The organism is Hyphomicrobium sp. 01T421, from assembly GCF_056398805.1.
The window spans coordinates 1274298-1294100 of sequence record NZ_JBFTQC010000001.1; the positions used below are offsets into that span (position 1 = coordinate 1274298).

A 19803-nucleotide genomic window follows, 5' to 3' on the forward strand; every position below is an offset into this window, starting at 1 on the left:
CGCCAAGCCCTTGGCAATGCCCAGCCTTCGGTAAAACGCGTTTTCGGCGAATCGCTCGCCGGCTATTGCGGCTTCGCCTTCGCGATCTGATCGGTCAGCGGCTCGATCCGGTAGACGGATGCTTCTGAGCTATCGGTCAGCAGATAGATGTAGCCGTCCGGCGAGACCGAGACGTCCCGGATGCGTCCGATCGTATGATGCAGATAGCGTTCTTCTTTGACGACTTTGCCCGAATCCATGCGGAGCCTGATGAGACTTTCTCCGACGAGCGTGCCGACCAGGAAGTCGCCGCGCCAATCGTCGGGCATGACGTTGCCGTAGTAGGAGACGAGACTGGCCGTGGCAACTGACGGTACCCACACGTATATCGGGTCGACCATGCCGGGGGCGGACGTCTTATCCGAAATGATCGAGCCGTCGTAGTTGACGCCGTACGTGACGAGCGGCCAGCCGTAATTGCTGCCGCCGGTGATGAGGTTGAGTTCATCGCCACCTTTGGGACCCTGCTCGATCGACCAGAGCTGCCCATCGCCGACGTTGCCGATCAGTCCCTGCGGATTGCGATGCCCGTAGCTGTAGATTTCCGGCAGCACGTCGCTGCGGCCGACGAACGGATTATCTTCGGGGATCGACCCATCCGTGTTGATCCGGATGATCTTGCCGCCATGATCGAGCAGGTTTTGCGCGCGTTCTTTCTGGAAGCGATCGCCGATCGCCAAATAAAGAACGCCGTCGGGGCCGAAGGCCAGGCGCCCGCCAATTTGATCGAGCCCCTTTGCCGCCGGCCGGCTCTCGAAAATCACCTGCTTGTCGACGAGGGTCATACCGTCGAGGACGGCACTGGAGATCCGTATCGTTCCGGCATCCGGCGTCCCGTGCATGTAGGACAGAAACAAGCGGTGATTTTTCTGGAATTCGGGATCGACGACGACATCCAGGAGGCCCGAATGACTGCCCGAAAGAACGGTCGGTACGCCAGCGATTCCAGCCGGCACGAGTTCGTCACCTTCGATGATGCGAAGGCGTCCGGGCCGCTCGGTCACGAGGATTCGGCCGTCCGGCAGGAAACCAATCGACCAGGGGCTTTCCAGCTTGTCGGCTATTTTTCGCAGGTTGAATGGGAAATCGCCGTCCGGAATCTCGTGAATATCGGGCTGGGGCGCCAGTGAATCGATATGCGTCTCTTCGCTTCCGATTTCGGCCCGAGAGGGATCTGGAGAGCCAACGACGAGGGCGGCGAATAATGCTGTGGCGAATCCAGAACGGAAGCCGAGAGCCCGCCCGAGAGCCGATGTGATGGTGTCCAAAATGCCCCCGTTTTCCCTGGTCTTCCGGCTCTTTGGCCGTTTGTGATACTTTTAAGACTATGCAGAAAATTGGCGCGAGCAAGCCCAAAAAATGAATGTCCAATTCATCTGACCGGTCTGAACCGCCCCAAAAAAATTGGCTTCGTTTCGACTCCGCCGAATTCACCGGCCGGAAGCGGAAGATCCTCGACCACATACGACGACCGCGCCGGGCACTATGCCGCGCTATGTGAGCGTGCGAGAGTTGCGCGATTCAACCCGTCGTGGCCGACGCCGAATTACTTCTCCGATGACAAGTTCGCCCAACCAATGGATGCTGGCCGATGAATGCTGGATTGAGCCGTTTGCCACTCGCACTGCTCATCTCCGTCGCATTGCTCGCGGCCTGTCTCGCACTGCGCATCGCAGACCCCGAGCCGGTGGCGCGTCTCAGGCTTTCCGCTTTCGACACCTACCTCCGCGCGGCGCCGCGTCAGGTCGACCCGTCGTTTCCCGTGCGCATCGTCGCGATCGACGAGGCCTCCCTCGCGGCGGTCGGGCAATGGCCGTGGCCACGAACAAAACTTGCAGACCTCGTGTCGAAGCTCGTCGCCGTCGGCGCCGCATCGGTCACGTTCGACATGGTCTTCGCCGAACCGGATCGACTTTCGCCTGAAGTCCTTCTGCGCTCCTTGATGGACGACCCTGGGCAGGCGGCAGCCATCGCGAGCCTCGGTCGGCTTTCGTCCAACGACGCTCGGCTGGCGGCGGCGATTGAAGGAGCGCCCGTGGTCCTGGGCGTGGCCGGAAATTCCAGCGTTACCAGCAAGATAGCGCCATATCCCGGCGCCATATCCTTTGCCGGAGACGACCCGCTGATGTTCGTCCACTCCTTCGGCGGCGGAGTGGAGAATCTCCCGAACCTCACGAAGGCGGCTCGCGGTATCGGCGCGGTCAATTGGCTGCCGTCCAGCGATCAGGTCTTGCGCCGGATACCGCTGCTCGTGTCGATCGGCGGCGCGCTTTATCCGTCCCTCGCGCTCGAAGCGCTCCGGGTCGGCACGAAGCAATCGACGATCTTCATCAAGTCTTCGGGCGGAAGCGGCGTCGAGGCGCTCGGACAAAAGACGGGCATCGAAAGCATCCGCGTTGGCGAAACGGTTCTTCCTTCCGACGGGCGCGGGGAGCTTTGGCTGAAGTTCGCGCCGAGCGATCCGCGGCGCACCATATCGGCGCTGAGCGTTCTCGACGGCACCGCCAAATCCGGCGACATCAAATCCCGCCACATCATTATAGGCGCGACCGCGACCGGCCTTCTCGATCTCAGGGCCACACCGCTCGAGCCTGCTGTGCCCGGCGTCGAAATACATGCTCAAGCCCTGGAGCAGATGCTGGCCGGCGATCATCTCCTCCGCCCAGCCTATGCCACCGGCGCTGAGATCGCGTTCCTGATCGTCGTCGGAGTGCTGGTCGCTTGGCTGATAGAACGATCGGGCGCCGTGGTCGCAGCAATTGCCGGACTAGCGTCGATCGCGTTCATTATCCTGCTCTCGTGGCTTGCGTATTCGCGCGCCGGATTGTTGTTCGACCCCGTTTACCCATCGCTCTCCGTGGCGCTCCTTTATTTCGGCGTATCGCTCACGAGCTACATAAAATCCGAAATCCAGCGCGCCGAGATCCGCTCGGCATTCGGTCATTACGTGGCAGCGCCGTTGATCGAAGAACTGGCAAGAAATCGCGACAAGCTGAAGCTCGGCGGCGAGACACGCGAAGTCACGCTTCTCTTTGCCGATGTGCGCGGGTTCTCGAAAATATCGGAAGGTCTGCGCGCAGACGAATTGATCCGCTTCGTCAATCGCCTCTTCACGCCGTTGACGGATGTCATCCTCGGTCACAGCGGCACCATCGACAAGTTCATGGGCGACGCGGTGATGGCGTTCTGGAATGCGCCGGTTCATGACGCCGATCACGCGAGCAATGCCTGCCGCGCCGCACTTGCAATGCTCGACCGCTTAGCGGCTCTGAACGACGCGCTGAAGGCGGAGGCCGCAGCTGCCGGCGTGCCGTTCATGCCGGTGCGCTTAGGGATAGGGTTGAACACGGGAGAATGCGTCGTCGGCAACGTCGGCTCGCCGCAACGCTTCGATTATTCGGTTCTGGGCGACGTTGTGAACGTCGCCGCCCGGTTCGAGGAAGCAACGAAGACGTTCGGCGCGAGGATCGTCGTCGGCGAGCGGACAGCGGCGCAGGCTCCGCGGTTCGCATTTCTGGAACTCGGCTCCGTCACGCCCCGCGGGAAGGATCGCCCCGAAAACATCTTCGCTCTGCTCGGAGACGAGACCTATTCCGCCTCCGAGGCGTTTCTGAATGTGCGCAGTGCGCATCTTGCGTTCCTTGCCGCGCGTCTGGCCGGCGACCCGCGACGAGCCGAGGAAGCTCTCGCCGCCTGCATCCGCATCGCGCCGGAAGACATGGTCACCTACTATCGCAACAACGCGAATGAAAAACTCGCGACCTGATGCAATGATTGACTAGAGACGAAGTCGTCTGTTGCCGGGCATCAGCGTCCCCTGTTGCCGTAATTGCCTCCGTCGCCACCACCGCGATGGCCACCGAAACCGCCCATTCCGCCACCGCCGAGGACGATGCCCATGCCGGTCATGCAACCTGGGCAATCGTCACCGTATCCTCCATTGCCCGGCTTCGTCGGCTTCCGCGTCACAACCTTCTGCTTCTTGGGCTCTTTGCGCGGCGTCTCGGCTTTGCGTGTTTTGACCGGCTTCTGAATCTCGATCGGCGAATGCGGGTTGATGCAATCTTTCGCCGGTGCGTCGGGCAATGACGCTTCGATGATTTGCGCGCGCGTCAAAAGCGGGTTGGGATCGATCGACGGCGTATTGATGACGAAGGGAAAGGCCGTATCGAACGCAACCGCGTTGCCGTCAGGAAGCTTGGCCCAATTGAATGGCCCCGTGACCGTCCCGTCGCTCGCGATGTGCATCATCTGCCCCGGCCGGTCGAGAACGCGGCAGACATTCTTCTTGCCGGTCGCCTCGAGCGCGCCTTCGTGAAGCAGCACCCACACCGACTTGTCCGGCAGTATGTAAGAGTCGAATATCGTGCCCCGAACCGTTATCGATGCGTTCGGCGTGTTGATGACATACGTCGGTTTCGCAGCGACGCCTGTGATGAAGCGAAACGCGCCCTTTGCAACGTTGAGAATGATCGAGCCCGTTTTCTTGTCGCTGTCGTAGACGAATTTATCGAGCACGAGCCGCGAACCGGGCCCAAGCGCAAGCTTCGTGTCGTCGTCGAGCTTGAACTCGCCTTGCGCGTCCGTGTTGACCTCGATGATTTCATCCTGGCGAACATCGTCGCCGCGCGCGAGCTTGCGCTGCTTTTCTGCGTAATCCGCCATGACGATGTTGGTAATCACGACGGCATCGCCGATGCGCTCGCCCGATGCGGCGCGCGCCGGTTGGGGATGGCTGGCGAGAGTGCTCGCCGTAGCGGTCACCACGATGATCGCGAGTTTCTTCCAAGCTCTCGACATGGCAAGGGTCCTCAAAATCAGCGGCCTGAAGGCTATGCGCCTGATGAATAGCACAGTTGCGCTTTGCGTCTAACGGATGCTCGGTATTCCGGGTTGTTCCCCGGGTGACAGAGCGACGAGCAAGTGATGGGCCCCCTTTCATTTTCAATCGTTTCGAAATAGCAATTAAACTATAACGAAGGTTGGTGAGAGTTTCCCGAACGCCGTTTTGACCCGAACGACGTTTTGAAGAGACTCGAACCATTTACGCGTTGATCAGTTAATGCTTCCGGGGGTTCGACTCGCGGAAGCCGACCAATCCCGCCAACGCATATCCAACACCGTCGACGACCAGACAATTTTGCAAAACGCAGGGCACGGTGCGGCGGGCCGATGCCTGGCGAGGGAGTAATCATGAAGCTGTTTAACGGCCTGGCCGCCTTTGCCTGTATCGGCGCTCTCATAGCCGCCACGCACGCGACTGCCGATGACTTGAAGGCGATCGAAATTCCAGGCGATCAAGCCTACCCCGAAAGCATGTCCGCGGCGTCCGACGGAACGATCTACATTAGCAGCCTCGCCTCCGGCGGCGTCGCCCGCGTCAAGCCCGGATCGTCGAAAGCTGAAATGTGGATCAAGCCCGGCGCGTTCGATACGCGTTCAACGTTCGGCGTGCTGGTCGATGAACCGTCGAAGACGCTGTGGGTTTGCTCCAACGATGTTTCGGGCTTGGGTGTTCCCGGCCCGACGTCGGTTCCCGGCGCGCACTTGAAAGGCTTCGACCTCGCGACGGGTGAAGGAAAGGTCAGCGCCGCGTTTCCGGGCAAAGCCACAATCTGCAACGACATGGTCGTCGCCGCCGATGGAACGCTGTACGTCACAAATACCGCAGCTCCGCAAATCTTGCGGCTGAAGCCCGGCGCGAAAGAACTCGAAGTCTGGGTCGAGAACGATCTGCTTGTTCCGAAGAACGGCGCGGGCCTTGACGGCATAGCCTTGGGAAGCGACGGCAACCTCTACGTCAACACCTATGGCGGCGGCGAATTCTTCCGCATCGACGTCAAGGACGGCGTGCCCGGCGCCGTGACGAAGCTGGCGACATCACGCCCGCTGAAGTTCCCGGATGCTCTGCGCCAGCTCGACGGCAACACGTTCCTCATGGTGGAAGGCGGCGGCACGCTCGATCGGGTGACCGTGGACGGCGATAAAGTCACGGTCGAAACCTTGAAGGATGGCCTTATCGGCCCGACGTCTCTTGCGAAGATCGGCAGCACGGTCTGGGTCGGCGAGGGTCAGCTCAATCATCTTTTTTCGTCGAAGGAGAACGGACCGCCGAAGCTGCCGTTCCAAGCCGTGCCGGTAACAGTCGGCAACTGAAATACCGCTGCCCGGGTTTTCGTCCGGGCGGCTTCGATCTTTCAAAGTACAGGAGTTAAGCCATGCAACCTGCCGTAACAAAGCGCGCTGCAGCTTTTGCCGCGTCGTTAGCGCTCGCGCTCGCTCTCGGTTTGCAATTTGCCGGCACGCCCGAGGCGCGCGCCGAAACTTGTCCGGGCGGCAATGCCGGATTGAGTCTGCCGAAGGGGTTCTGCGCGACGGTCTTCGCTGACAACATCGGCCATGCTCGTCAAATGGCGGTCGGCAAGGATGGCACCGTCTTCGTGAACACGTGGAGCGGCGTCTATTACAAGAATAGCGATTTGCCGCCGGGCGGCTTCGTCGTTGCGCTGAAGGATACGAAGGGCACCGGCACCGCCGACGTCGTCAAGCGCTTCGGCGAAACGCAGGCAGAAGGCGGCAAAGGCGGCACAGGCATCGCTCTCTACAACAATTACGTCTACGCGGAGATCAACGATCGCATCGATCGCTACCCGCTGAAGGACGGAGAGATCGCGCCCGAAGGCAAACCCGAGACCGTTCTCTCCGGCATGCCGATCAACGGCGACCATCCGATGCACCCGTTCATCATCGACGCCGACGGCAATCTCTTCGTCAGCATGGGTTCGGCGACGAACAACTGCGAAATCAAGAACCGCATGCCGCACTCGAAAGGCCACGAGCCGTGTGTCGAGCTGGAGACGCGGGCGGGCATCTGGAAATACGACGCCAACAAGCTCGGCCAGAAATTCTCGCCCGCCGAGCGCTATGCAACCGGCATCCGGAACGGCGAGGGCTTCGATTTCGATTCCGCGGGTCAGCTTTACGTAACCCAGCACGGGCGCGACCAGCTGCATGAGAATTGGCCGGAGCTTTACACCGCGCAACAGGGGTTCGATCTGCCGGCTGAGGTCGTCGTCGCGTTGAAGCAGGGCGGCGATTACGGCTGGCCGCATTGCTACCACGACGGCGCGCAGCAGAAGCTCGTGCTGGCTCCGGAATACGGCGGCGATGGCGGCAAAGCCGTCGGAGTGTGCGCTGAGAAGCTCGGGCCTGTCGCTTGGTTTCCGGCACATTGGGCGCCGAACGACATGAAGATCTACAAGGCTCTCGCATTCCCCGAACCCTATCGCAACGGCATGTTCATCGCATTTCACGGGTCGTGGAATCGCGCGCCCGGTCCGCAAGGCGGCTACAACATCGTCTATCAGCCGTTTGCCGATGGTAAGCCCACGGGCAAGTTCATTGTCTTTGCTGACGGTTTCGCCGGCGCCAAGAAGGATCCGGGCGGCGCTGCGCACCGGCCATCGGGACTTGCCGTCGCCCCGGACGGCGCACTCTATATTTCGGACGACGTAAACGGCCGCATCTGGCGCGTCACCTATTCCGGCGATCCGAACTCGAAGACTCTCGATGCAGCGCCTGAAGTTCAAATACAGGCGGCGAACGCGGGTCAGGCTTCGCCGCCGGAGGGGGTGCATCCCGAGGCCGGAGCATTGGCGGCGCTCCCGGTACCGCCGGGCTCGACTGCCGATGAAGTCGCGCTCGGAAAGAAAGTCTTCGATGGTGACGTCGGCGGCGCGACCTGTGCCGGATGTCATGGCGCGGACGGGGTGGGCAGTCCGGTTGGCGCCGATCTAACGTCCGGAAAATGGTTATGGAGCGACGGCAGCGTCGCGGGCATCACCAAAACTATTTTGGAAGGCGTACCCGAACCCAAGGAGCATCCCGGCGCCATGCCGCCGAAGGGCGGCGTCGAAATGTCGGACGATCATGTGAAGGCCGTGGCCGCGTACGTCTGGGCGCTCGGACATCAGAAGAAGTAGAAACCAAGAGCGCGCAGCTTCTCGAGGCGGCGCGCTCTTCTCCAATCAGAACAGGCGTGCGCCGTTCGGCACCTTGATGTCGGGCTTGAACATCACGACCTCGCCGTTCTCATCCGGAAAGCCGAGCGTCAGCACTTCCGACATGAACTTGCCGATCTGCCGCGGCGGAAAATTCACGACGGCCGCCACCTGCCGCCCAACGAGCGTAGCGCAATCATAATGACGCGTGATCTGCGCGCTCGATTGCTTGACGCCGATGCCGCTCCCGAAATCAATTTTGAGCTTCAGCGCGGGCTTCTTTGCTTCTGGATAAGGCTCGGCGGCAACGATCGTACCGACGCGGATATCGACCGCGAGAAACTGGTCGAACGTAATCGCGGCCGCCGCGGGCGCATTCGGATCTTGGACGAGATGCATTGGCGTGGCCTCTACCCGAGCTTGCCCGTTAGAAATTGCGCTTCGCCGTTTCCGAACGACCAATCGGCGTCGGTGTTGATGATGAAGTTGACCATCACATCGCTCGGCGCGATGCCGCAACGCTTGGAAAGAGCTTCGGCCAGAAGCCGGTAGAACGTTTGCTTTTCTTCAGTCGTGCGCGGTCGGCTCGTCACCTGAACGAGAACGACTTTGTCCGTGCGCTCGATGCCAAGCCCCGTATCCTCGATCCGCACGCGGCTCGGCTCGTGCTCATGGACGATTTGATAACGGTCGCGCACGGGCACCTTGAAGGCTTCGAGCATAGCGTCGTGCGCCGCATCGAGAAGCGTTGCAATTTCCGCGTCGGTACGCCCCTTGATGAGATCAAATCGCAAAAACGGCATAGAATATTCCTTTGAGTTTTAGAGTGCCGAAAGACGTTCTTTAGGACTGATCGCCGATCGAAACAACGAGACGGCCGCGCACCTTTCCGTCGAGCAGATCGCGTGCGGCATCGATGGCCTGTTCCAGCGGAATGGTGTGCGTCATGCCGTCGAGCTTGCTGAAGTCGATCTCGCGGGCGAGACGCTCCCAAGCCGTAATGCGATCAGCGATAGATCGGTTAACCGAATTGATCCCGACGAGCGTCACCCCGCGAAGAATGAACGGAGCGACCGTCGTCCGGAAATCCAGACCCTGCGCAAGGCCGCACGCCGTGACGACGCCGTCGTCCTTCATGCTCGCGCAGACGTTCGCAAGTGTGTGGCTTCCCACGCTGTCGACAGCGCCGGCCCAACGAGCCGTTTGAAGTGGCCGGCCGGGCTCGGAAAGCGCTTTGCGATCGATGATCGTCTTCGCGCCCAAACCTTTGAGGTATTCGGCTTCTTCGACGCGGCCGGTCGATGCGGCGACATCAAACCCGAGGCGCGACAGAATGAGAACGGCAACGCCGCCGACGCCGCCGCCCGCACCCGTTACGATGATCTCGCCCTTGTCCGGCGTGACGCCTTCGCGTTCGAGCGCCATCACGCACAGCATCGCCGTGTATCCAGCTGTGCCAAGCGCCATCGCGCGTTGAGCGGTCAAGCCTTCGGGAAGCGGAATGAGCCAATCGCCTTTGAGGCGTGCGTAGCCCGAGAGCCCGCCCCAGTGAGATTCGCCGACGCCGAACCCGTTGAGCACGACAGCGTCGCCCGCTTTGAAACGGGCGTTGCTGCTCTCTTCGACGATGCCCGCGAAGTCGACGCCCGGCACCATCGGAAATGAACGGACGATTGGCCCCTTGCCGGTAATCGCAAGGCCGTCTTTGTAATTGAGTGTAGAATGACTGATGCGGACGGTGACATCGCCCTCGGGCAGCGCGGTCTTGTCGAGTTCGGCAAGACGAGGCGTTGCGCGCTCGCCGTCTTTTTCTATCAGGATTGCTTTGAACATCTCGTGCCTCCGACGGGTCCGGCGCGTTTACTCTTCGTCGTCATCGGAGGCAAGACGCGAAACGGCCGCCATCGCTGGCGGCCGCCCCTTTCGTATGGGAGATATGCGAAACCTTACATTTTAACGCGCTTCTTCTCCGGATCGTAGAACGGAAACGGCACGACCGTTGCTTTGAAGCGCTTCTGCAGTCCGTCGAGACGTCCGATCTCGAGCGCGGTCCCCGTCGCCGAATGCGTGACGTCCACCCGCGCGAACGCCAGCGTCTTTTTAAGAAGCGGCGAGCGCATCGCACTTGTCACCGCGCCGACCTGCGCGCGGCCGACGAATACGGGGTCGCCGTGCGCTGGTTTTTCGTTGCCTTGAATTTCGAGACCGACGAGTTTCCGAACCGGATTTGCGCGCCGCTTCTCGATCGCGGCCTTGCCGATGTAGTCCTCTTCTTTTTTCTGCGGCACCGTAAAGCCGATGCCGGCTTCGAGCGGATCTGTCGTCGAATCGAAATCGTGACCGCCAAAAACGAGCCCGGCTTCGATACGAACCATGTCGAGTGCATCGAACCCAAACGGCTGAATGCCGAACGGCGCGCCCGCAGCCATCACCGCATCCCACACGCCGGGCGCGTCCTTTGGATGGCAGAAGATTTCAAACCCGAGCTCACCCGTATACCCCGTCCGCGAGACGAGAACCGGAATGCCGGCGACGCCGCCGATGCGCCCGATAGTGAAGCGGAAAAGGCCGAGTTCCTGCATCGTCGGCCGGCCGGGCGGCGTCTCGATGAACTTCTGAAGAATTTCCCGCGACTTCGGACCCTGAACGGCAACGTTGTTGAGTTCGGACGTCGCGGTCTTGAGGGTCACTTTGTAGTTGGTTTTGGCGAGCTGCTCCTTGAGCCAGATGAGGCTCGCATCGTCGCCACCGATCCAGCGGAAATTATTCTCGGCGAGCCGGAATAGCGTTCCATCGTCCACCATCCCGCCGTGCTCGTAGCACATCGGCGTATAGTAGATTTGCCCGACCGACAGCTTGCGAACGTCGCGCGTAATGATGCCTTGCAGGAACTGCTCGGCGTCAGGCCCGAGAACCTCCATCTTCCGCAAAGGCGAGAGATCCATGATGACCGCGCCTTCGCGGCACGCCCAGTACTCCTCTATGGCGCCCGCGTTCGAATAGCAGTGAGGCACCCAGAAATTCCGGTATTCGCCGAAGTCGCGGGTGAGGGCCGACGTGCGCGGGTGAAATCCCGATTCTCTTGTCAGCTGAAGCGGAGCATCCGGTGCCATTCTGTATCCGATCGAGCGCTTGAAGGATGTGTCTTTCGGATAGACCCGAACGTGTATCTCGGTCAGGTTCCACCCGTTGGAGGCGTCAATGTCGGAAGGGCATGAGGACGTGCCGCAGACGAGATCCGTCAGCGCGCGCATCATCACGTAGTCGCCAGGGCGGGACCACGGTTCGTCCGACCAGATGTTGTTGTGGCAGTCGACATTGGTGTTGAAGAAGAAGTTGATGGCCGGCCAGCCCTTGTAGCTGCCGATGGGATAATCCTTGAGTGTATCGTTGAAATTGTCGGTGCAGTTCGGATGGCCGAAGTAGCCCATGTCCTCGTAATAGCGCGTCGTGCATGCAAGGTTGAACGTATCGTGGCGCCCAACCGTATCCTGCACGATTTCGACGAGCGGATTGCGGTCCCTGTCGAAAAACTTCGAACAGAGGCCCGGCTTCGGATAAGCGGCGCCGATCATTGACCGTGTCGTCGTCGAGTCGAGCCCCAAGACTTCGCCGCGATCGAGGGCGCGGCGGTTGAAGGCCAGGAAGTCCGAGCACTGCCGCCCCGCTACGTCGATGATCTGGATGTACTCGCCTTCGCGAACTTCGAAGCTTTCGGCGCTCGAGATGTTGATCCGGATGTCGAGACGCGGTTCGGCGATAGGCTCCGGAAGCTTTGCTTCGTTGAGAAGCCGCGGATTGGCTCGCTGAATGAAGACGAGAATGTCGGTTGCGGGCGTCTGCTCCCATACGATCATCGGCTCTGCAGGCGCACCGAAGACGGCGAGAACGGATCGCTCGACCTCCAGCGAAACGACATCGCCCGGAACGCAATCCGGCCCGAGCACGCTCGCAGCTTTCACGCGACCGATATCGAGCCCCCGCCGGAACAAACCGAAGCGCACGCGTTGCGCGTCTTCGCTGTCGACTTCGAGCGCCTGCTGAATGCCCGTAGGCTTACCGCGGCCCTTGAGACCGAGCCCCTCGAGATCGCTTTTGCCTCCCGGCGCGAACGCCGCGATTTCCACGCCCTGTCCGCCTTCGAGCGGACTGAGTTCGACGCGGTCGCCCTTGTCGAGTTCGAAGACGGCCGTGCCGCCGCCTTTGAGCACGTAGCGCTCGACGCCGGGCGCCAGCGATGATTGTCCTGGAACGAAGAGTTTCGGTCGCGCGGGGGACGTCAGAACAGTTTCGCTCATCTTGTCCTCATTTCGCTGAAGAGCCGGACGGAAATGATCGACTGGCCGTTTATGCGGCCAGTCGCCGATTTGTCTTTCTACGTGGCCAGATACGTGCCCAGACCGATCACTCGGCAGCCACCTTGCTCGGCTGATTGAGAAACGCTTCCATCGAGTCATCGGCAGCCTTCATCCAAGCCGTGTGATGGACTGGCGCCAGCGTGCCGGTCAGGACCGATTTGTGCGACCGGTCGCGATAGGTCAGGATGTCTTCCATCTTGTGGTGCTCCCAGTCCTTGAACATCTTCGCGACGGTGTCGACGTCGAGGCGCGGGTAGTCGGTCGGAGCGAGAAGATCGCGCATATATTCCGTCTGGAAGTCGATCGCAGCGGTCGCGTCCGGGATGGCTTCTTCCATCTCGGTCCACTTCTGGATGTCGTCGAACATATCCGACTTCGACGGCAGCTTGATGCGTCCGAGCACGACGTCACGCGCGTACCAAGCCTGCGCGTCGAACATGTTGAACGTATAGAACTGATCCTGCATGCCGATGTACATCAGCTTCGGATTGTCGATCCAGAAAATGCCCTTGTAGAGGTTCGGCGGATAAAGCCGGTTGCGTGATTTGAGGCGCAGCGAGTCTTCCATGAACGGATGGTGATGCAGATATCCCGTGCACAGAATGATCGCGTCGACGTCCTTCTTCGTGCCATCCTTGAAGAAGGCGGTCTTGCCTTCGACGCGCTCGAGCAAGGGGACTTCGTCCATGCGGGCGGGCCATTTGAAGCCCATCGGCCTCGTGCGCCACGAGAACGTGACGGACTTGGCGCCATATTTGTGGCACTGAATGCCGATGTCTTCCGACGAGTAGCTCGCGCCGACGCATAGAACGTCCTTGCCCGCGAATTCGTCAGCCGAGCGGAAGTCGTGCGAGTGCAGCGTGCGCCCAAGGAAGTGGGTCAGACCGGGAAATTCCGGAATGTTCGGTGTCGAGAAATGGCCGCTGCCGCAGAAGACGTAGTCGAATTCCGATGACGAGAGCGCGTCAGTGACGAGATCCTTCACCGTGACGGTGAACTTCTGTGTTTCTTCGTTGAAGGTGACGTTGCGAACCGCGGTGCTGAGCTTGATGTAGTGCATGATGCCGCTGCGTTCGATGCGGCCCTTGATGTAGTCATGCAGCACGGCCCGCGGCGGAAACGACGGTATCGGACGTCCGAAGTGCTCTTCGAACGAGTAGTCGGCGAACTCCAAACATTCCTTCGGTCCGTTCGACCAAAGATAGCGATACATGCTTGCGTGAACCGGCTCACCGAACTCGTCCGTTCCGGTGCGCCACGTGTAGTTCCAGATACCCCCGCAATCCTTCTGCCGCTCGTAGCAGACCATCTCGGGGATATCCGCGCCCTTGCGCCGGGCACTCTCGAACGCGCGCAAAACCGCCATGCCGCTCGGGCCGGCGCCGATAATAGCTATTCGCTCTGCCATTTGGTGTCCTTCCGAAAAATCAATTCGCTCGGATTTTCTGACTGCGTAGGTGCGTGGATCAGGCTTTGTCGCGGGGATGCGTGCGAAGGCGGAGCGGATCGTAGAACGGCGTCCGCACCACGGTCGCCGGCCAGTCGCCGCCGTCATGAACGACGAGTTCGGTGCCCAGCTTTGTGTAAGCGGGTTCGATCTGCGCCAAGGCAATCGATTTCATGAGATGCTTGCTGTAGGTCGTGCTGGTGATGACGCCGACTTGCTTGCCGTTCGCCGTGATCTTGGCGCCGGGCGCGATGGCTTTCGTGTGATCGATTTCGAGGCCTGCAACGAAATTGCGTTCCTTGCCCTTCTTCTCGACGAGCGCCTTCTTGCCGATGAAGTCCGGTTTCGAAAGATCGACGGTCCAATCGGCCTTCACTTCCCAAGGCGTCGTATCTTCGTTCGTCATTTCGCACGGGAAGAACAGCAGGCCGCCTTCGACGCGCACGATGTCGAGGCATGCCCACGAAACCGGGATGAGGCCCTTATCCTTGCCGGCAGCAAGGATGGAGTCCCACATCTTGTGCGCATCCTTGGCCGCGCAGAAAACTTCATATCCGAGCTCGGCCGAATAGCCGCCGCGGGCGAGACGCACCGGCGTGCCGAACAGCGTCGACGTTCCGTGCTTGAAGTAGCCGAGCCCGGCGAGGTCCATCGGCGTATGCGGTGCGAGGATTTCGAGCGAAAGCGGCCCCTGCAGAGCGAGAACGTGAACATCGTCGTCCCGCTCGACCTTGACGTCGAACTTCGGTGCGAGCGCTCGGATCGCCTCTTCAAGCTTTCCCGCTCCGTGAGAAAGGCGGTACTCGGTTGGGCTGTCGACGTAGATGAGAACGTCGTCGATCAGCCCGCCATTTTCATTGACGATATTGGAAATATGCGAGTCGCCCGGCTTGGCTTTGGAGATGTCGGACGTCAGCACGTAATTGAGTAGCTTAGTGGCGTCAGGGCCCGACACGTTCAGCAGCTGCAGCGAGGAGACGTCAAAAAGGCCCGCCCGGCAACGAACGGCTTCGACTTCCACATAGGGATCCGTCGCGTACGTCTGCGGAAGCGGCATGTTGTTCCACGACACAGCCTCGAGATCGCCGCCGTTCGCCCGATGGCGATCGTTGAGAATGGACTGGCGTGGCAAATCGGCTAGGGACATGAGCACTACCTCTTGTTTGTTTTGTGCTGGTTCTGAACGGAGTCTGTCTTGGAAAGGATCGCTTAGTCGGGACCTCCACCAGGCGAGGTCGGAGCGCCGTCGTCGTATGGCGAAAGGTACGCGAGCGCCATATCGCGGTAGCGGCCAAGGCTCTTGTACTCGACGAGTTCGGGGGGCAGAGAACTCAGAACGCGCGGAAGGCGGCGGCCCCATTTCGGCACCGTAACGATCTGCTCGAGGCTCATCAGATAGCCGCGGATCGAGAACAGGATTGCGTTCGATCGGGGCAGCCTGAAGAGGCCCTGCATCTCGACGCGCAGATGCACTTTCTGGCCGACGTTCTCCGGCGTCACAGTCATGCGATCGCTGGCCCACTTGTGATAATTCTCAGGGCTCGTATCGAGACGTGGATTGATCGTTATCGTCCAGTTCAAGCGGCGAACGGGTTTGCCGATCTGCAGATTGAGAAGAAATTTCAACGCGCGCTCGAACACGCCGGCCTCGTGCGCCAGCGGCACGGGGCCATGCCATTCGAAGAAGTTCATGCCGACGTCGAAATCGAGCGACCAGTCGGCTTGCGACGTGATGATGCCGGCATCCATCCAAAGCTGGTTGTCGCGTTGGTCCTGGATCGAGAAATCGCCCTGCACCTGACGGCCGATGAATTCCATCGGCTGGTAGGGCAGCGTGCTCGCATCGAGGAACGTGAACTTCTGGTCGATGCCGAGCGGCCGGTTGATCCAATGCCACGCTGAGCCGTCTCGATGGAGCGTGAAGTGCTCGGGATAATCGCGCGCGAGCGATGTCATGAGCAGCTCGAGCATGTCCCACTGCGCCGTCATCATGTGCGGCAGAGCTTGGCATCGCAAAGGATCTGCGGCGAGAACCATTGCACGATCGCGCATTTCCGAAACGTAGTGCTCGTCGACATCGAAGTGGTGTTCGAAGGGAGAGCCCTTCGGACCCGGCGTATGCGGCTCGATGTTGACCGAATACCGGTACTGATCCTCGACGAACGGAAACGGAAAGCGCCGAATGTTGGACGGACTGTTCGTGTACGTGAAGTCGTCCCGAAAAGTCTCGTCTCTGAATGTCAGTCCCATACCATGATCTCCCGGATAGGAATCTTTGAATTGTTTTCTAGAGATCGAGAGTGATCGATCCTGTTTGAATGCGAGACATGCAGATCATGATCTTCTTGCCGCTCACGCGCTCGGGCTCGGTGAGAAAATGATCGTTGTGCTCGATGAAGCCCTCGCACGCGACGACCTGCGTTTCGCACTGACCGCAAGCGCCGCCGCGACAGAGGAACGGCGCGTCGACCCCATTCTCCTCAAGTGCTTCGAGAATGCTTTGATGTCCGCGAACGATGACCTCGCGGCCCGACCGCGCCAACTTCACGAGGAACTCCTTACCGGGAGGTGGAGCGCTGAATTGCTCGGAGTGCACGTTCTCGTCGGGCCAGCCGAGCAGCTTCGCCGTCTGCAACGACCAGTCGATCATTGGCTTTGGCCCGCAGACGTACATATGCGTGCCGAGCCGCTGGTCGCCCAGAATGCGCTCGAGCGGGATCAGCTGACCCTGGTCCTGGCGATAGATATTCACGCGCGATCCGTAGCGCGATTGCAGATACTTGCAGTAGGCAGCGTCTTCGAGCGAGCGAACGCCGTAGTGCAGCTCGAAGTCGGAATGCAGTCCGTCGAGCTCGTTCATCATCGACATGAAAGGCGTTATGCCGATGCCGCCCGCGACCAGCACATGCTTCTTCGCGAGCTTGGCCGGCGGAAAGAGGTTGAGCGGCTGGCCGATCTCGAGTTCCGTGCCGACCGAGACGTTCTCATGCATGAATTTCGAGCCGCCGCGGGAATTCTCGACGTTCAAAACGCTGATTTGATAGCTCGACGTATCCGAGGGCGCTCCCATGAGCGAATAGGGATTACGCAAGAGACGGTCGCCCGCGTGCATGACGACCGAAATGTGAGATCCGCCGGAAAACTCCGACAGCGGAGCATTGTCGGCATCGACCAGGCGAAACCGCTTGATGCGGTTCGCCACACGTTCCACCTCGGCGACTCGAACGCGCCGTAGAAGAGATCCACTCATTGGTACAGCGCCTCCGTCGGCGGAATTTCACCCGGAACTTCCGCGTCGATGCACACGCCTTGGAACGCGGCAAGCCGCCGGGAATAGTGGTCGCGAACAAACAGTGTTATGCCGCAATGGGTGCATTTCACCGGGCTCGTCGTGACGTTCTCGATGTAACCCTTGCAATGCACGCACTGGACGCGGCGCTTCAGCGAGCCGCGATGCTCGGTCCGGATCGACAAGTGATCGATCGAGAAATCGAGGCCCGCCTGCACGACGAAACCAATGAGAGGCTCGGAACCGGCCGCGTAAAGGCGCAAGCCCATGGGCGCCGTTTCAAGAAGTTGCCGCAGACGTGCGATGCCGTCGGCAAGAGTTGGCTGAATTTCGACTGCAGCCGGCGCAAGATCGCGACTGAGCGTTTGGGCGTCAGTAGCAGACAGGCTGTCTGCCAGAATGATGGTCGCCCGCTCCGCAAAGGCGCTGTCCGCGCGCGAAAGCAACTCAGCGACCGCTGCCGCACCCGCTTTGTCGCAGACGATGATATTGCGTCGCGCATTGAGATCCGGGGTGAGACCCGGGTAGATAGGCCGGCTTTTGATAGTGCTTACCGTCATTAATTGCTCCCTAAATCCGTCAAGCCACATGCCCGGGACCTGCGGAAAGTGATCAGAACAGATCGGAGCGGCGGAGGAAACCGCCCCGACCTGCAATTTCTCTAGGCAGGTAGCTGGAAGAACCAGTTCGACACCAGGACGACGAGCAAGCCCGCGGCGAGTACGAGATAGGGAAGCACCCCGGCCTTCCGCGTTTTCAAGTCGCTCTGCGTGAGCCCAAGATCCTCCAGCATGTGGGCAGGAAACACGCCTTTATCCTGCACATAATGGCGGAAACAGAACACCGGAATGATCAGCGCTGCGGTGAACAGCCCGGCCCACAATGCGATGGGGTTCCAGACCTTCGCTCCCGCGCCCATGAAGACGGCATTGACGAAAGCGAACACCGTGCCGAGGGCCAGCACGAAGCCCGGTGCCCGCCACGGCCGATGGACGCCAGCGTTATCGATGCGGTGGATCCAACCTGAATTGAGGTTCAGGAAGTTGAAGATGATGTAACCGCAGTTCGAAACGGCGAGGATGAAGAAGAAGCTCGTGGCGTCCGCACAGGCGATCGCAAGGACCGCAAGGTTGATCACGAGATCGGTCCACATCGCACGCGTTGGTGCACCATGTTCATTAACGTGGCTGAGGTAGCGCGGCAGCCAGCCATCGCGCGAGCCCTGATAGAGAGTGCGCGATGATCCGGCCATCGCGGTCATCAGACACAACATGAGCGCTAGGATCATCAGCATGACGAGCAGGCTCGTGAGCATTCCGCCATGGCCGACCATGTTGGCCATGGCCGCGGCGACACCGGAACCATCGACGATCGACGGCTCAAGCATGCCATCAAGACCCAAAACCCCTTGGAAGGTGAAGGGCACGAGCGTGAAGAGCACGAGGCACAACAGGCCCGAATAGAAGATCGCCTTGAACGTATCGCGGCCCGGATCCCGGAATTCGCTCGTGTAGCAAATCGCCGTTTCAAATCCATACGTGGACCACGCGGCGATGAACATGGCGCCGAGAATGAGCGTCCAGCCCGCGATATCCCAATGGCCCATTTCCGGAGCATAGGCCGCTTTGAGCGGTTCGAGCGGCGTGAAGTTCGACCAGTTGATCTGGCCCGTGAGGATTGGCACGACGCCGACGATGAACATCGGAATGATCACCGCGAGGCCGATATATTTCTGAACGCTGGCGGTGCCGAGAATGCCTCGATGCTGAATGGCGAACGTGATCAGCATGAGCACCGCGCCGATGAAGAACGCGGCGTTGAAGGAGAACGCCACAGGCCCGAGAGTTCCGTGGAAGAGAGACCAGTTGCGGATCCCCGGCGTCAGCGCAGCGATGGCATCCGTTGAAAGGAGAGCTGCGACAGCGTCCGCCGCCGTCTTGCCTTGGTTGGCCCCGAGCCACTCGGCGATGCGAGGAGAATCGAGTGGGATCGACGCGGCATGAGCGCTGACCCAGGCGGCGACCTGCGGCGCGTCAGCCGGTGGGACGGCTGCTAGAGAATTCAGGATGTAGGCGGCCGCGATCGAGCACCCGAGCGAGAGCACGGGCGACCACGCGAACCAGTTGCACCAGACGGACAACGGCGCAATCAGCTTGGAATATCTCACCCATGCCGCCGCGCCATAGACCGAGGCGCCGCCCGACTTGTTTGGGAAGAGGCCGGCTATTTCTGCGTATGTGAAGGACTGTATGAGCCCCATGAGCATCGAGATGAACCAGACGAGAAAAGCAACCTTTCCCGCGACCCCCGCGATGCCGCCGATGGAAAATAAGACGAGAGCCGGGACGCCGCTGGCGACCCAAAACGCTCCCCTCCAGTCGATGGCTCGGACGAGGTTCCCGGACGACGCGTTAAACGCGCTGCCCGCAGTATGCACTCCAGTATCTATGGCCATGATCGCTCCAGCTGAGCCTGCTCATTCATAAAGCTTCGTGCAGTGATCAGTCCCCGGGCTAGGCGCTCAAGCGGCGCTGCCACGTGAAGCAAAAAAGCACGATCCCCCGTCGGGCCCGGCGTTGGCGTGGCGCAAGCAGATGATTTTGCGACATAAACCAATTTAAACCAGAAATTACCACTATTAGCCCAACGCGACCATGTTACGGGGTGACG

General features: G+C 60.4%; 15 protein-coding genes. 3 read left to right on the plus strand and 12 right to left on the minus strand.

Annotated elements, in window-relative coordinates:
* Positions 1–62: 62 nt before the first annotated feature.
* Positions 63–1307 carry a PQQ-dependent sugar dehydrogenase gene (locus tag AC1DK3_RS05755; protein ID WP_477191306.1) on the minus strand — a complete coding sequence of 415 codons (1245 nt, stop codon included), beginning with the start codon at positions 1305–1307 and terminating at the stop codon, positions 63–65.
* 323 nt (positions 1308–1630) lie between these two features.
* On the opposite strand from AC1DK3_RS05755, the gene AC1DK3_RS05760 reads away from it, so the two are divergent.
* Positions 1631–3805, plus strand: coding sequence for a CHASE2 domain-containing protein (locus tag AC1DK3_RS05760; RefSeq protein WP_477191307.1), 2175 nt, complete (start codon positions 1631–1633; stop codon positions 3803–3805).
* A 41-nt stretch (positions 3806–3846) separates the two neighbouring features.
* On the opposite strand, the gene AC1DK3_RS05765 is transcribed toward AC1DK3_RS05760, so the two are convergent.
* Complete coding sequence (locus AC1DK3_RS05765; RefSeq protein WP_477191308.1) at positions 3847–4839, minus strand: FecR family protein; 993 nt, start codon at positions 4837–4839, stop codon at positions 3847–3849.
* A gap of 393 nt (positions 4840–5232) precedes the next feature.
* Between AC1DK3_RS05765 and AC1DK3_RS05770 the strand changes: the two genes are divergently transcribed.
* On the plus strand, positions 5233–6195 hold the full coding sequence (locus tag AC1DK3_RS05770; RefSeq protein ID WP_477191309.1) for an SMP-30/gluconolactonase/LRE family protein: 963 nt from the start codon (positions 5233–5235) through the stop codon (positions 6193–6195).
* A gap of 62 nt (positions 6196–6257) precedes the next feature.
* Complete coding sequence (locus tag AC1DK3_RS05775; RefSeq protein ID WP_477191310.1) at positions 6258–8021, plus strand: PQQ-dependent sugar dehydrogenase; 1764 nt, start codon at positions 6258–6260, stop codon at positions 8019–8021.
* 45 nt (positions 8022–8066) lie between these two features.
* Here the strand turns inward: AC1DK3_RS05775 and AC1DK3_RS05780 are convergent, their stop codons facing one another.
* The 10 genes from AC1DK3_RS05780 to AC1DK3_RS05825 all read right to left on the minus strand — a co-directional run bounded on the left by AC1DK3_RS05780 (position 8067) and on the right by AC1DK3_RS05825 (position 19588).
* The gene (locus tag AC1DK3_RS05780; protein ID WP_477191311.1) at positions 8067–8438 is read right to left on the minus strand and encodes a tRNA-binding protein; all 372 of its coding nucleotides are present in this window, start codon (positions 8436–8438) and stop codon (positions 8067–8069) included.
* An 11-nt stretch (positions 8439–8449) separates the two neighbouring features.
* Positions 8450–8842, minus strand: a complete 393-nt coding sequence (locus tag AC1DK3_RS05785) for a tautomerase family protein (RefSeq protein ID WP_477191312.1) — start codon at positions 8840–8842, stop codon at positions 8450–8452.
* 40 nt (positions 8843–8882) lie between these two features.
* Complete coding sequence (gene acuI, locus AC1DK3_RS05790; protein WP_477191313.1) at positions 8883–9872, minus strand: acrylyl-CoA reductase (NADPH); 990 nt, start codon at positions 9870–9872, stop codon at positions 8883–8885.
* Positions 9873–9985: 113 nt separating this feature from the next.
* Positions 9986–12337, minus strand: a complete 2352-nt coding sequence (locus tag AC1DK3_RS05795; protein ID WP_477191314.1) for a DUF1989 domain-containing protein — start codon at positions 12335–12337, stop codon at positions 9986–9988.
* A 106-nt stretch (positions 12338–12443) separates the two neighbouring features.
* Positions 12444–13805: an NAD(P)-binding domain-containing protein gene (locus AC1DK3_RS05800; RefSeq protein ID WP_477191315.1), complete on the minus strand. Its 1362-nt coding sequence runs from the start codon at positions 13803–13805 to the stop codon at positions 12444–12446.
* 58 nt (positions 13806–13863) lie between these two features.
* Positions 13864–14991 carry an aminomethyl transferase family protein gene (locus AC1DK3_RS05805; protein WP_477191316.1) on the minus strand — a complete coding sequence of 376 codons (1128 nt, stop codon included), beginning with the start codon at positions 14989–14991 and terminating at the stop codon, positions 13864–13866.
* 62 nt (positions 14992–15053) lie between these two features.
* Positions 15054–16094 carry a heme-dependent oxidative N-demethylase family protein gene (locus AC1DK3_RS05810; protein WP_477191317.1) on the minus strand — a complete coding sequence of 347 codons (1041 nt, stop codon included), beginning with the start codon at positions 16092–16094 and terminating at the stop codon, positions 15054–15056.
* Between the two features lie 37 nt (positions 16095–16131).
* Positions 16132–17094 (minus strand): PDR/VanB family oxidoreductase, encoded by a 963-nt coding sequence (locus tag AC1DK3_RS05815; protein WP_477191318.1) that lies wholly within the window; start codon positions 17092–17094, stop codon positions 16132–16134.
* Positions 17091–17693 carry a dimethylamine monooxygenase subunit DmmA family protein gene (locus AC1DK3_RS05820; RefSeq protein WP_477191319.1) on the minus strand — a complete coding sequence of 201 codons (603 nt, stop codon included), beginning with the start codon at positions 17691–17693 and terminating at the stop codon, positions 17091–17093. Before AC1DK3_RS05820 ends, AC1DK3_RS05815 begins: the two co-directional genes overlap by 4 nt.
* 101 nt (positions 17694–17794) lie before the next feature.
* Positions 17795–19588, minus strand: coding sequence for an APC family permease (locus AC1DK3_RS05825; RefSeq protein WP_477191320.1), 1794 nt, complete (start codon positions 19586–19588; stop codon positions 17795–17797).
* Positions 19589–19803: the final 215 nt, after the last annotated feature.

Excerpts from the sequence above, each read along its gene's own strand:
- AC1DK3_RS05760 (WP_477191307.1), top strand. The coding sequence starts at position 1,631 with ATGAATGCTGGATTGAGCCGTTTGCCACTCGCACTGCTCATCTCCGTC.
- AC1DK3_RS05765 (WP_477191308.1), bottom strand. The coding sequence starts at position 4,839 with ATGTCGAGAGCTTGGAAGAAACTCGCGATCATCGTGGTGACCGCTACG.
- AC1DK3_RS05770 (WP_477191309.1), top strand. The coding sequence starts at position 5,233 with ATGAAGCTGTTTAACGGCCTGGCCGCCTTTGCCTGTATCGGCGCTCTC.
- AC1DK3_RS05775 (WP_477191310.1), top strand. The coding sequence starts at position 6,258 with ATGCAACCTGCCGTAACAAAGCGCGCTGCAGCTTTTGCCGCGTCGTTA.
- AC1DK3_RS05780 (WP_477191311.1), bottom strand. The coding sequence starts at position 8,438 with ATGCATCTCGTCCAAGATCCGAATGCGCCCGCGGCGGCCGCGATTACG.
- AC1DK3_RS05785 (WP_477191312.1), bottom strand. The coding sequence starts at position 8,842 with ATGCCGTTTTTGCGATTTGATCTCATCAAGGGGCGTACCGACGCGGAA.
- acuI (WP_477191313.1), bottom strand. The coding sequence starts at position 9,872 with ATGTTCAAAGCAATCCTGATAGAAAAAGACGGCGAGCGCGCAACGCCT.
- AC1DK3_RS05795 (WP_477191314.1), bottom strand. The coding sequence starts at position 12,337 with ATGAGCGAAACTGTTCTGACGTCCCCCGCGCGACCGAAACTCTTCGTT.
- AC1DK3_RS05800 (WP_477191315.1), bottom strand. The coding sequence starts at position 13,805 with ATGGCAGAGCGAATAGCTATTATCGGCGCCGGCCCGAGCGGCATGGCG.
- AC1DK3_RS05805 (WP_477191316.1), bottom strand. The coding sequence starts at position 14,991 with ATGTCCCTAGCCGATTTGCCACGCCAGTCCATTCTCAACGATCGCCAT.
- AC1DK3_RS05810 (WP_477191317.1), bottom strand. The coding sequence starts at position 16,094 with ATGGGACTGACATTCAGAGACGAGACTTTTCGGGACGACTTCACGTAC.
- AC1DK3_RS05815 (WP_477191318.1), bottom strand. The coding sequence starts at position 17,094 with ATGAGTGGATCTCTTCTACGGCGCGTTCGAGTCGCCGAGGTGGAACGT.
- AC1DK3_RS05820 (WP_477191319.1), bottom strand. The coding sequence starts at position 17,693 with ATGACGGTAAGCACTATCAAAAGCCGGCCTATCTACCCGGGTCTCACC.
- AC1DK3_RS05825 (WP_477191320.1), bottom strand. The coding sequence starts at position 19,588 with ATGGCCATAGATACTGGAGTGCATACTGCGGGCAGCGCGTTTAACGCG.